Source organism: Paenibacillus sp. KS-LC4, from assembly GCF_036894955.1.
In the GTDB taxonomy this organism is placed as follows: domain Bacteria; phylum Bacillota; class Bacilli; order Paenibacillales; family Paenibacillaceae; genus Pristimantibacillus.
Map to the genome: position 1 here is coordinate 893,086 of NZ_CP145905.1, position 13,382 is coordinate 906,467.

The 13,382-nt window shown below is 50.4% G+C and carries 8 protein-coding genes; 7 read left to right on the forward strand and 1 reads right to left on the reverse strand.

Translation table 11 applies throughout. The features are described 5' to 3' along the window. Positions 1–119 precede the first annotated feature (119 nt). The 5 genes from V5J77_RS03830 (at position 120) to V5J77_RS03850 (ending at position 9,277) form a co-directional block, all read left to right on the forward strand. Positions 120–359 (forward strand): YneF family protein, encoded by a 240-nt coding sequence (locus V5J77_RS03830; RefSeq protein ID WP_338554474.1) that lies wholly within the window; start codon positions 120–122, stop codon positions 357–359. 39 nt (positions 360–398) lie between these two features. Then, entirely contained in the window at positions 399–992 is a 594-nt protein-coding gene (gene folE, locus V5J77_RS03835; RefSeq protein ID WP_338554475.1) for a GTP cyclohydrolase I FolE, read from the forward strand. 518 nt (positions 993–1,510) lie between these two features. After that, entirely contained in the window at positions 1,511–4,063 is a 2,553-nt protein-coding gene (locus tag V5J77_RS03840; protein ID WP_338556534.1) for a glycoside hydrolase family 9 protein, read from the forward strand. A gap of 44 nt (positions 4,064–4,107) precedes the next feature. Further along, positions 4,108–7,380, forward strand: coding sequence for a glycoside hydrolase family 48 protein (locus V5J77_RS03845; protein WP_338554476.1), 3,273 nt, complete (start codon positions 4,108–4,110; stop codon positions 7,378–7,380). A gap of 262 nt (positions 7,381–7,642) precedes the next feature. Further along, complete coding sequence (locus V5J77_RS03850; protein ID WP_338554477.1) at positions 7,643–9,277, forward strand: response regulator; 1,635 nt, start codon at positions 7,643–7,645, stop codon at positions 9,275–9,277. Positions 9,278–9,376: 99 nt separating this feature from the next. On the opposite strand, the gene V5J77_RS03855 is transcribed toward V5J77_RS03850, so the two are convergent. Continuing rightward, on the reverse strand, positions 9,377–10,324 hold the full coding sequence (locus V5J77_RS03855) for an alpha/beta fold hydrolase (protein WP_338554478.1): 948 nt from the start codon (positions 10,322–10,324) through the stop codon (positions 9,377–9,379). A 342-nt stretch (positions 10,325–10,666) separates the two neighbouring features. Here V5J77_RS03855 and V5J77_RS03860 point away from each other — a divergent pair, with 342 nt between their 5' ends. Together V5J77_RS03860 and V5J77_RS03865 are read left to right on the forward strand one after the other, a co-directional pair. Then, entirely contained in the window at positions 10,667–11,413 is a 747-nt protein-coding gene (locus V5J77_RS03860; RefSeq protein ID WP_338554479.1) for an IclR family transcriptional regulator, read from the forward strand. Between the two features lie 340 nt (positions 11,414–11,753). Next, positions 11,754–13,334, forward strand: a complete 1,581-nt coding sequence (locus V5J77_RS03865) for a class I adenylate-forming enzyme family protein (RefSeq protein WP_338554480.1) — start codon at positions 11,754–11,756, stop codon at positions 13,332–13,334. The last annotated feature ends 48 nt before the right edge of the window (positions 13,335–13,382 follow it).

Here is a 13,382-nt window from a genome sequence, read left to right on the forward strand (position 1 = left end):
TGCTGGAATTGGGAAAGTCATTTGCGCTTCCAACGTTTGCGAATGTCAGGTTTACATGCTATTATAGGGGTCATTGTAGACAAGTTTAAGTCGGGAAAGGGTCAGGTGATTTGCTTTTTATGTGGAGTTACATTATTCCGATTGTGACATTAATCGTGGGGGCAGTCGGTGGATTTTTTATCGGCGTATTCTATTTACGCAAACAGCTAGAGAAAATGCAGAGCGATCCAGAGATGATTCAAAAAATGGCAAAACAAATGGGCTATAATCTGAACAAGCAGCAGATGACTCGTGCCCAAAACATGATGAAAAACCAGCACCAGAATATGAACAAAAATCAGAAGATGCCGCGCAGATAAAGGCATAAGCTTCTGATTGGCGAAAAGAGGGTGGTCCGCATGGCGGGAAAGAAAGATTACGTCAACTCTAAAGTCAGTCAGAACCGGGAGCAGATCGAATTTCATGTGAAGGAAATTTTGAAGCTCGTGGGCGAGAATGTGGAAAGGGAAGGGCTGCTGGAGACGCCTGCACGCGTCACCCGCATGTATGAAGAAATTTTTGCAGGCTATGAGGTTGATCCGAGCGAGGTGCTAGGCGTTACGTTCGATGAACAGCATGAAGAGCTGGTTATTGTAAAAGATATTATTTATTACAGCCAGTGCGAGCATCATATGGCGCCATTTTTCGGCAAAGCACATATTGGTTATATTCCAAGCGGCAAAATTGCCGGCCTCAGTAAGCTCGCTCGCCTAGTAGAAGCTGTTACAAGGCGCTTGCAAGTACAGGAGCGGATAACGAGCCAAATCGCAGATATTTTAGACAAGGAATTGCAGCCGCATGGCGTTATGGTCGTCGTTGAGGGCGAGCATTTGTGCATGTGCTCCCGCGGGGTGAAGAAGCCTGGCAGCATGACGGTGACGTCGGCTGTGCGCGGCGAGTTCCGTTCTAATCCGGCTTTACGTTCCGAATTTTTAGCCTTGCTCAAGTCCTAATTTTTACGTAGTAGCTATTGGATAAGGGAGACCGCTCCACAAGCTAGTGTGCATCATGCACCAGCTTGTGGAGCGGTCTTTTTTGAAATATAAGAATTTATAAGTTTCACACTTATACTCCGCTTATATTTCTAGGGCAAAGCTCTTCGCACGTCCTAGTAGGACGATGAAATCGTTTTTGCTTGTATGTCAAGTAAGACGAGCAGTGAACTGAAAGCGCCTTCAATTCTGAAGCTGTTTGAACGATTCTCCTCGAAAAAGGAAGGACTTAAGTAGGGGTTGTACGAAAAAAACGCCAAAAAAGTCATTAAAGTGACAGTAAAGAAGTCATTTAAAGGACTAGTGCCACCTGAATTTAATCCTATAAAATGGTAATAGACCCTCATATTCGTTTTTACAGTGGGGAGGGCGACGGAATAGGAGCAGAAGGGAGGAGAGAACAAGGACAAGGGCAAATACGAAGCGGATGGCAGTGAAAATGATGAGAGGAGTTGTTGGTTTTGAGTAAAAACCGCAAAATGCGGATCAAATGGATGCTCGTTCAGACACTTGCAATCGCACTGCTATTAGGCAGTTTGCCATTGCAGCCAGTCTCGAGCGTTCAGGCGGCAGGCAATTATAATTATGCCGAGGCGTTGCAGAAAGCGATTTATTTTTATGAAGCGCAGCGTTCGGGGGTCCTTCCTGAAACGAACCGTGTCGAATGGCGGGGCGATTCCGGTTTGCTCGACGGAGCTGATAATGGCGTCGATTTGACAGGCGGCTGGTATGATGCTGGGGACCATGTGAAATTTGGGCTTCCGATGGCTTTTTCAGCAACTATGCTGGCTTGGTCGGTTTATGAATATAAGGAAGGCTATGAGCAGGCTGGCCAATTGAACGAAATTTTGGACAATTTGAAATGGGCCACCGATTATTTTGTTAAAGCGCACACAGCGCCTAATGAGCTTTGGGGGCAGGTTGGAGGCGGCAACATAGATCATGCTTGGTGGGGACCTGCGGAAGTGATGCAAATGGCGCGTCCTTCTTTCAAAATCACGGAAACATGCCGTGGCTCGGACCTGGCAGGAGAGACGGCGGCGGCGCTCGCTTCCTCCTCTATCGTGTTTAAAGAATCAGATCCAGCCTATTCCGCACTGTTGCTCAAGCATGCGAAGGAGCTTTATAGCTTTGCAGACAACTTCCGGGGCAAATATTCGGATTGCATTACCGATGTTGCTTCCTTCTACAATTCGTGGAGCGGTTATATGGATGAGCTGACTTGGGCCGCAACCTGGCTGTATATGGCAACAGAGGATAACACCTATTTGAATAAAGCGATTCAATCAGCTTATGACTGGGACAAGGACAGCTCAAGCAACTCTTGGGCTTACAAATGGACAATCGGCTGGGATGACAAACGTTATGGCGCCCAATTGCTCCTCGCCCGGATTACATCAGAGCTTGGAAGGCCGGAGGCCAGTGATTTTATCGCCTCGACTGAGCGCAATTTGAACTATTGGACCGTTGGTACTAACGGATCGCGAATTACGTATTCGCCTGGCGGCTTGGCATGGCTGGATGCATGGGGCTCCCTGCGTTATGCGGCTAATGCTTCTTTCCTGGCATTTGTATATTCCGATTTTGTAGCGGACCCGGTCAAAAAAGCGCGCTATAACGATTTTGCCGTTAGCCAGATTAAATATATGCTAGGCGACAATCCGCGCAACAGCAGCTACGTAGTCGGTTATGGCGTCAATGCACCGGAGCACCCGCATCATCGTACGTCACACGGCTCATGGTCAGATAGCTCGGGCAATCCAACCTCGCATCGTCATATCCTTTATGGCGCATTGGTAGGGGGGCCTAATGCTTCGGATCAATATACGGATTCTATTGATGACTATGTGAGCAACGAAGTAGCGACGGACTACAATGCAGGCTTTACGGCTTCACTTGCAAAAATGAATTTGCTGTATGGTGCAGGCCAACAGCCGCTTGCGAACTTCCCGCCAGCTGAAACGAAGGAAGATGAAATGTTTGTAGAAGCGCAAGTAAGCCAGTCCAGCTCCAATTTTACTGAAATTAAAGCATTCATAAATAATAAATCGGCATGGCCTGCTCGTATGGGAGACAAATTATCCTTCCGCTACTTCCTTGATTTAAGTGAGGTATATGCGGCCGGCTACACTGCAGCTAACGTAAGTGTTACTGCCAACTATAATCAAGGCGCAACGGTTAGCTTGAAGCCGTTTGACGAGGCAAACCATATTTATTATGTACTGGCAGACTTTACAGGCACGAAAATCTATCCAGGCGGACAACCGCATTTCCGCAAGGAAATTCAAATCCGTATTTCCGCTCCTCAAGGAGCATGGAATCCGGCTAATGATTATTCGTATGCAGGGCTTTCATCAAGCCAGGCAGTAAAGACAGCTAAAATTCCGGTGTACGATGCTGGAGCGCTCGTGTTCGGTCAGACGCCGGCTGGAGGCGGTGTAACACCAACTCCAACGCCTTCTGCTACACCAACGCCGACACCAACACCAACAACAACGCCGAGTCCTACACCGACACCGTCGACGACGCCAACGCCGACACCAACAGTGACGCCAAGTCCAACGCCAACTCCGGCAGGCGGCTTGAAGGTGCAATACCGTGCAGCGGATACGAATGCTACGAACAATGCGATGATGCCGCAGTTTGAAATTTTCAACAACGGTTCAAGCGCTGTAGCTTTGAATACGCTTAAGCTTCGCTATTACTTCACAGCTGATGGCACGCAGTCGCATCAGTTCTGGAGCGATTATGCACAAGTAGGCAGCAGCAATGTGCAGGGTGCTTTCGTGACCATGAGCTCGCAAGCAGCAACGGCAGATACGTATTTGGAGCTCAGCTTCACTGCAGCAGCAGGCTCCATTAGTGCAGGTGGCAGCAGTGGGCTAATTCAAGGCCGTATTTCCAAAACAGACTGGTCGAATCTGAACGAGGCGAATGATTATTCGTTCGATGCAACAAAAACAACATTCGTCGATTGGAGCAAGGTGACGCTTTACCAGAATGGAACACTCGTATGGGGAATCGAACCATAATAGCAGTCGCAAGTCGTTATTCCAAATTGGGGAGGTAAAATGAAATGAAACCGATTTTCACATTGAAAGCTTCGAAAAAGGTGACGGGACTCGTCTTGTCTACAACGCTGCTCGTTACGCTGTCCACCGGACTTTGGGGATCTACTCCAAAAGTATCCGTAGCTGCTGCGGCAGCAGTCAGCATGGAGGAGTCGCGCTTCCTGCAAATGTACGACCAAATCAAAAATCCGTCGAACGGTTATTTTTCACCGGAAGGCATCCCTTATCACTCCATTGAAACGCTAGTTAGCGAAGCGCCGGATTACGGTCATATGGGTACTTCAGAGGCTTACAGCTACTGGCTGTGGCTGGAGACACTATATGGTCACTACACGCAGGACTGGAGCCATTTGGAAGCGGCCTGGGACAATATGGAGAAGTACATCATTCCGGTTAATGAAGGAGACGGCAAGGAAGAACAGCCAACAATGAGCTACTACAATCCGAATAGCCCAGCGACGTATGCGGATGAAAAGCCGTTCCCGGATCAATATCCGGTGCAGCTTTCCGGCAAATATACAGCGGGAAAAGACCCGCTTGATGCCGAGCTGAAGGCGACGTACGGCAACAACCAGACTTATTTGATGCATTGGCTGATTGACGTTGATAATTGGTACAATTATGGAAATCTTCTTAATCCGAATCATACGTCTACTTACGTCAATACGTTCCAGCGCGGCGAGCAGGAGTCGGTGTGGGAGGCAATCCCGCATCCTTCCCAGGACGATAAAACCTTTGGCAAAACAGGTGAAGGCTTTATGACCCTGTTCACGAAGGAAAATCAGGCGCCTGCGAAGCAGTGGCGCTATACGAATGCGACGGATGCGGACGGCCGTGCTGTACAAGTGATGTACTGGGCGAAGGAGCTTGGCTACAACAATCCCGTCTATTTGAATAAAGCGAAAAAGATGGGCGATTATCTCCGTTACGGTATGTACGATAAATATTTCCAAAAGATAGGAAGTGCAAGCAACGGTGCTCCAACTCCGGGAACGGGCAAAGACTCCAGCTCCTATTTAATGGCATGGTATACGTCATGGGGCGGCGGCTTGGAGCAAGGTTCTGGAAATTGGGCTTGGCGTATCGGCGCAAGCCACGCGCATCAGGCTTACCAAAATCCGGTTGCCGCATATGCTCTATCATCACAGGATGGCGGACTTATCCCAGCATCTGCGACGGCGCAGACGGACTGGAATGCATCGCTTAAACGTCAGCTTGAATTTTATACATGGCTGCAATCGTCTGAAGGCGCAATGGGCGGTGGTGCAACAAACAGCTGGAATGGTCAATACTCCGCTTATCCGGCAGGCGTTAGCAAATTCTATGGCATGGCTTATGATGAGGCTCCGGTTTATCATGATCCGGATTCGAACACTTGGTTTGGCTTCCAGGTATGGCCGCTTGAGCGTGTAGCTGAGTTGTATTACATTTTGGCTGAAAATGGCGACCTTAGCTCGGAAAATTTCCAAATGGCTAAAACCGTTATCCAGAAGTGGGTAGCTTGGACGTTGGATTATGTATTTGTCGATGAGCGTCCGGTCACGGATGCTGACGGCTACTATTTAAATGCGCAAGGACAGCGTATACTGGGCGGCAGCAATGTGAATGTAGCTACTGTAGCTGCACCAGGCGAGTTCTGGATTCCTGGAGGCCAAGAGTGGAGTGGTCAGCCGGATACATGGAATGGATTCGGCTCTTATACAGGCAACCCGACCTACCATGCGACTACGCTCAATCCGAGTCAGGACGTTGGCGCGCTCGGCACTTATGTTAAAGCACTCACGTTCTTCGCCGCGGGTACGCAGGCTGAGACGGGAAGCCTCACTCCGCTTGGAGCGGAAGCGAAGGAAATGGCTTCCAAGCTTCTTGACACGGCTTGGACCTACAACGATGGCGTTGGTATCGTCACAGAGGAGCAACGCGCAGATTACAACCGTTTCTTCACGAAGGAAATTTACTTCCCAGGCGGCTGGACGGGTACGTTTGGCCAAGGCAACGCGCTTCCAGGCAGCGGTGCAGTGGCGTCCGATCCGGCTAAAGGCGGCAATGGCGTCTATATCGGCTATGCTGATTTGCGTCCGTTGATCAAGCAGGACCCGCAATGGTCGTACTTATCCAATCTGTATAACACGTCGTGGAACAACACGACGCAAACATGGGATAATGGCGTACCGACGTTTAAATACCACCGTTTCTGGTCTCAGGTAGATATTGCAACGGCTTATGCTGAGTATGACCGTTTGCTGGGCACAACGTCAGCTCCAACCGTTCCTGGCGCTCCGGCGACACTGACAGGAACAGCTGGAAATGCACAGGCCAGCTTGAGCTGGAGCACGACTCCTGGCGCAACAAGCTATAATGTGAAGCGTGCTGCGACAACTGGAGGGCCATACACGACGATTGCGACTGCCGTTAGCGGCACAAGCTATAGCGACACGAGTGTCACGAATGGCATAACCTACTATTATGTGGTGAGCGCTGTCAATGCAGTAGGCGAATCCGTTAATTCAGTACAGGTGTCGGTAACGCCTCAGGCACCGGGCTCGGTCGTACCTGGAGCATTCGTCTTGACGGGAACCGCAGGCAATGCATCAGCGGCACTTTCCTGGACAGCAGCAAGTGGAGCGGACTTCTATAATGTTGAGCGCTCCTCGGGAGGCGGCGTTTTTGCCCCTGTTGCAACTGGCCTGACAACAACGACGTATACGGATGCTACGGTTGTGAATGGAACCACTTATACGTACCGAATTGTCGCTGAAAATGCTGCTGGCACAAAGCTTTCCAATACGGTAGCCGTAACGCCTGTCGCGCCACCAGTTGGCGGCAATCTTAAGGTCCAGTATAGAGCGGCAGATACGAATGCAACGAACAATGCGATGATGGCGCACTTTAATATTTTGAACGAGGGCACGACTGCGGTGGACTTGAGCACGCTGAAAATCCGCTATTACTTCACGGCCGATGGCACGCAGCAGCATAGCTTCTGGAGTGACTATGCACAAGTGGGCAGCAGCAATGTGCAGGCCTCCTTCGTGACAATGAGCTCGCCGACTGCAACAGCTGATACGTATTTAGAAATCAGCTTCACAGCCGCAGCAGGCTCCATTGCAGGGGGCGGATCGAGCGGACTAATTCAGACGCGCGTCTCCAAAAATGATTGGTCCAACTTGAATGAGGCCAATGACTATTCCTTCGATGCGACCAACACCTCGCTCGTCGATTGGAATAAAGTGACGCTTTACCAAAACGGCACGCTTGTATGGGGCATTGAGCCTTAGAAAATACAGCAGTGCGTAGGCAAGCTAGCAGTTAGAATAAGAGGAAGAGGAGCCGTGCTGGGTGAATATGCCTTGCGCGGCCCTCTTTTTCTGTATGGGGGAACCTCATTAGAAAAGGAGAAAATATTGTTTTAATATCCATAATTTGATAAGATTAAATTGGAAAAGATTTGGAAGGAAGCGATGCATTGTAGCGATAGACGGCTTGTGCGAACCAGGCCGCTGAAATAAACATTTCAAAGCGCAAAGGAGGGTGTTAATTATGTATCGCCTTCTCGTGGTAGATGATGAAGCTTATGCTCTGAAAAGTATCATGGAGACGATAAATTGGAATTCGCTAGGGATAAGTGACGTGTACGGAGCGATGGATGTTGAGGAGGCAAGGCTTATTTTTTGCACCCAGCGGATTGATGTAGTCATCTGCGATATTGAAATGCCGGGTGAAAATGGGCTGGAGCTGCTTGAATGGCTAAACCAGGAGCAATTTTCGGCCAGCGTCATTTTTGTTTCGGGGCATAACCGCTTCGAATATGTTCAGGCGGCGCTGCGTGCAGGCTGCTTTGATTATATTCTTAAGCCAGCCAGACATGAGCTGCTGCTGGAAACGGTAGCTCGTTCGCTGCGCAAGCTGGAGCAGGATCGAGAGCATAATTTGCTGAAGCGGCGGATGGGCAAGTTTGAAAAGGTGCTGCGCCATCACAAGCAGGAGCTTATCGAGCGCTTCTGGAACGATGTGCTGGACCCCGCTGGAAAAATGCCTAATAATGAAGCGCTGCTTAGCCAGCTTTCATTGATGGAGCCGGATGCGGCAGAGAGCGGCGAGTTTATGCTCGTGCTCGTTAGCATCTCCGGCTGGAAAGCACGCTTTGGCATAAAGGATGAAGAAATTTTAGAGTATGCGGTTATGAACCGCGCGGAGGAGACCGTTTTGGAAAATTGGCCGGGCGCTGTGCTCAAGAGCCGAAATGGCGAGCTGTTTATCGTCGTCTACCATGCGCAGGAGCAGGGGAGAAGCATTGCCGAGCTGCGCAAACGATGCTTGGGGCTGGTCGAGGATTGCGGGGTTTATTTTTACAGCCGTGTAAAATGCTATATCAGCTTGCCTGGAGCTCTCTGCACGCTCAGGAGCCGCAGCGCCTCCTTGCTTCAGCTGGAGCGGCAGTGCGCGGGCGATATGAAGGACATTTGGGTTGAGGGCGAGCAAGCGCTTCAAATGCCGGAGCAGCTGCTTGGTCGCAAGGAGTGGCCAGCGGAAATTGCCTTGCTGCTGCAAAAGGGCCGCCATGCGGAGCTATATCAGTCGGTCGATGAATGGTTCGCTTCTTATGACAGGGAATATCCCTTATCCAAAGAAGATTTGAAAGCGCTCTATTATCATTTGCTCTCTTCGCTCTATCAATCTTTTAATCAGTGCGGCATTTCAATTGGATACGTGATTGATGCGATTAGTGTTAAACGTGGGGGAAGTGGGCCATGCACAAAATCGCTTGCCCATTTGCGTTTGTGGACGAGGCAGGTCATTGAGATGGCGCTTGAGCATGCGGCGAGTCAGCAGGAAAGCGAGCCGACTGTCGTGGAACAAATCGAGCAATATGTAAAGTCGCGAATGTCAGAGGAGGTCAGCCGAGAGGAAATCGCCTCGCTGCTGCATTTTAACCCTGCGTATTTATCCCGTTTGTTCAAAAAGGAGACAGGCTTGTCCCTAACGGATTATATCGTAAGCCAGCGTATGGAATACGCGAAGAAGCTGCTCAGCGAATCGGATCTTAAGGTGAGCGATGTGGCCGAAATTACGGGCTATAGCAATTTTTCCTATTTTTCGCGGCTGTTCAAAAAGCAGGAAGGGTATTCGCCGATCGAGTTTCGCAAACGCTACAAGGGTGAAGCGGGGAGTTAAGCCGCAGTGACGGTTCAAAGAAGAATGGTGAGAAAAAATGCCCCGCTGCTGGAAAAGCTCCAGTATGCGGGGCATTTGCTATGCGGCATGCCGCTTTGTTTAAGCGCTGGCTGCTGCGGGATCATTAGCAGCGAGCACCTGCTGATTAACCTGACTGAGGAAAAGTGCAGCGCGCTGAATGTATTCGCTCGGATGCTCCCGAAACAGCATTTCATGCTGTCCCTGCTGCACAATCCACGAGCGGGACAATGGATTCGTCTGTTTGCCTGCAATATGCTCTGCCGTCGTATAGGGCGACTTCACATCCTGCGTGCCATGAATAATATAAATCGGAATATCGTAGCTCGTATTCATCATTTGCTCGGCAGGTACAGAATCAATGCCGACACCTGTCCAAAGCGGAAGCAGCGCCCCGATTAAGGTTTCAGAGGGGAAGCGTGGCAAGCTGACAACCTGACTGACATTGCTGAACAGTGAATCAGCGCTTGGCACGAACAGGCTGTCTAGGATCATGCCGTCAATATTCTTGGATTGCAGCGCAGCTTGCAGCGCGGTTCCTGCCCCCATAGAGAAGCCCCAGACAATGACTTCCTTGGAGCCTTGCTCCTTCACATATTGAACGGCCGCGAGCAGCTGCTGGGATTCTTCCAGACCACCGGTTGCTGCGGTTTTGTCAGTAGCGGAGGCGTAACCGTAATCAAAAAGCATAACATTATAGTGAAGACCATTAAGCAGCTTCGTTAAATCATACATCGGTACCCATGTCTCTTCGCGGTTGGCGCCGTAGCCGTGGCTGAACACGATTGTGCGTGTGGCCGGCTCGTTATTTGCATCATCACTGTAGGCAGGCACGTACCAGCCGCTGACATTGGTTTTGCCGCTAATGCTCGGAATGAGCACATCCTCGTAATCAAGTCCGATTGCAGCCTTCGGGTTGGAGGTAAGCGGTGCGACGTAAGGATAGGCGAGCATCCAAGCTACGTAGGCATGGAAGATAACGACAACGATCATGCACAGCGCTAGCAGTGAGGCAATAAGAGCAACCAATGCGTGCAACCTCCTGGTTTTTGCGCTCGGGCGAGGTAGTTGGAGCTTATCCAGAGAAGGAAAGGGATGCAGTCCCTGAGGGAAGGTTCCCTCCATTGAAACAGATGTCATCATAGTTGTGCTCATACCCTTCTCCTCCTCTCGAACCATGTAAACGCTTCTCATTTCTAGTACTTTAATCGTATGCGGAGCGGGAGTGCCTGTCAATTGATGTCGACGTATTGTTAAGGTGTTGTAATGCTTTTGTAATCAAGCGAACTTTTCTTTACGATTAAGCCTTCCATGAGTTATACTGTGTGAGAATGAGTTTCACTTAATGAAACGAGGGAGGTGTGGCACATCATGGCGGAGGAAGGGAAATCAACCGTACGCGCAGTTGAACGAGCGCTGGATATTTTGATCTGTTTTACAGCGGGAAAGGATCTGGTTATGACGGAAATCGCCGAGCGGACAGGGCTCCATAAGAGCACGGTCCATCGGATGCTGGCCACCCTTGAAGATAAAGGCTTTATCGAGCGTGACCTGGTGACGGAGCGCTACCGACTAGGTATGCGGGTGTGGGAGCTGTCCGCCCATTTATCTCGGACGGATGATCCAGCGGTCATTTGGCAGCCGGAGATGGAGCGTCTGCGCGATAAGCTGGGCGAGACCGTCAGCATTTACGTGCGCGACGGCTCGGAGCGGATTCGTATTCAGGCGGTGCAGAGCAATCAGCCCGTGCGCCGGGTAGCGCCAATCGGAGCGAGGCTGCCGCTTTACGCTGGGGCTTCAAGCAAGGTGCTGATCGCTTATGCCGATCCGCTCGTGCAGGAAGAGATTTTCGGTGATCCATCGTGGATGTTTACGATTGATCTGGATCAATATAAGCAGCAGCTTGCTGATATTACGGAGCAGGGCTATGCAACGAGCTTTGAGGAGCGGGAGCCAGGCGCCGCTGCATTCTCCGCGCCGATATTTGGACGGGAAGGCAAGCTTGTCGCCGCCTTATCCGTATCGGGGCCGGCAAGTCGCATGACGATGGATAAAATGCGCGATGCCGCTCCTATTTTGCTGGAAGCTTCCAAGCGGATGAGTACGATGATGAGATAGCGCACAGTAGAACAGGGCAAAAGTATGCTCTTATGCTCGTATGCTGAACGCAAAACAGAAAAGCAGCGCCTGCTTCACTTGAGGGAAAGTGAAGCAGGCGCTGCTTTTTTATGCCGTTCGGATGTTAAAAGAAAATATAATGTTGGACTGATAACGTCCAATTAAGCTGACAGCCAGTTTAACATCTTGGATGTTCTGCTGGCAGAAGCGCATCATCAGCAAGATTTATGGCATTAATAGGGAAAAATGATGCCTAATCCTTCTGGATATATGATACGCTCTTCCTATTCCAAGTTTTCTTACCTGATTAAATAATATAGAAATATTGGGGGCGATCATATTGTTGCTATTATCCGAGCGTTTGCCATTAGCAGCGAGTTTGTATCCTGAGGCACCAGCGCTTATGCGTCACGGCCATATTATAAGCTATGGGGAGCTTCATCGCATGGCTGAAAGGCTCGGTTACGCCCTGTATGCCGAGGGTCTCCGGCCGGGTGATCGCTTTGCGCTTTTCGGGGATCCAGATCCCAAGCTCGTCTTGGCGTTCTATGCAGCAGTTGGGATCGGAGCTATACCGCTCGTGCCGTCCCCTTTACTGACTGTATCCGAACTCATAGCCATATTTCAAGATGCAGAGCCGCATATGGTTTTTCATGACAGGCGCCATACCGAAACCATTATCGACACGATAAAGCATCTTCCGAATTGTCCAAAACGATTCACAACAGACGAAGAAAGTCTGATTTCAAATTCGCTAGCTGCGCTTTTAAAGCAAGAGCACGCAGCCCCTTCAAATAGCTATTCCAATCGAAGTGCCGATGATACGGCAGTGCTGATTTATACGGGCGGAACGACTGGCCGGCCAAAAGGGGTGATGCATTCACATCGCGGCATGGCTGCTTGGAATCTGCTTACGCCTTCCGCGGGCTTCGGTCATGATCTCGGACGACGTGTGCTAGTGCTCAATCTATCGCATCTTGTTGGTCAATTCCAACTGTGGGCGAACATGGCTGCCGGAGGTTGTCTAGTATTTCTAGACGAATACCCTGCGGACGTACACCGCATTATGGAGGCTGTTGAACGTGATCGCATTACGCAACTCAGCACGGTTGGCCAACTGCTTCGTGATCTTACCTGCGAGGCGTCCATCGCGGGTAGGAAATTGGAAAGCCTAACGCTGATTGGCTGTGGAGGGTCCGTTATTTCCCCAGATACACTTCGGAATGCGGTATCGCAATTCCCGGGAGCTTTGATTGTCAATAACTACTCGCAAGCGGAATGCGGAATGTCCATAAGCCGCCTTTTTCCCGCCCAGCATATAGAAAATCCCGTTCGCCTACAATCGGTAGGCCGCCCTGCCGACCTCGCTGACCAAGGCGAGCAAGACTTCGAAGTTCGGATATTAGGCATGGATGGGCGTGAGGCGCAGACGGGCGAGGCCGGGGAAATCGTTGTTCGAGGCGCTCAGACAATGTTAGGGTATTGGCGACAGTTGGAGGTCTCCGTCGAGACTATGCCCGATGGCTGGGTCCGAACCGGGGATGTCGGTTGTCTGGATGAGGAGGGCTACCTTTATGTGTTAGATCGCCTGAAGGATATGGTTATCGTAAACGGCTCCAATGTGTTCTGTTCCGAGGTAGAACAGGTCATCGCGACTCATGAGGCGGTATTCGACGCGGCTGTACTGGGCGCTCCTTTTGCCGACGAAGGCGAGGCCCTCGTCGCTTTTATCGTATTGCGGGACGGCTGCAGCTTGGACCTGACACGACTGAGGGCGTTTTGCGAGCCTCACCTCGCCCGTTACAAGTTGCCGACCCTTCTGTACATTGTGGAGACTTTGCCCCGAACGGCCGTAGATAAAGTAGACAAAAAGCGGCTGCGCGAGCAACTGACCTTTTCTATACCCAAAGGGGCAGTTTAATACATTATTTTCTGCTGACATCGGAAATAATAGAGGGAGGAGGTTTGT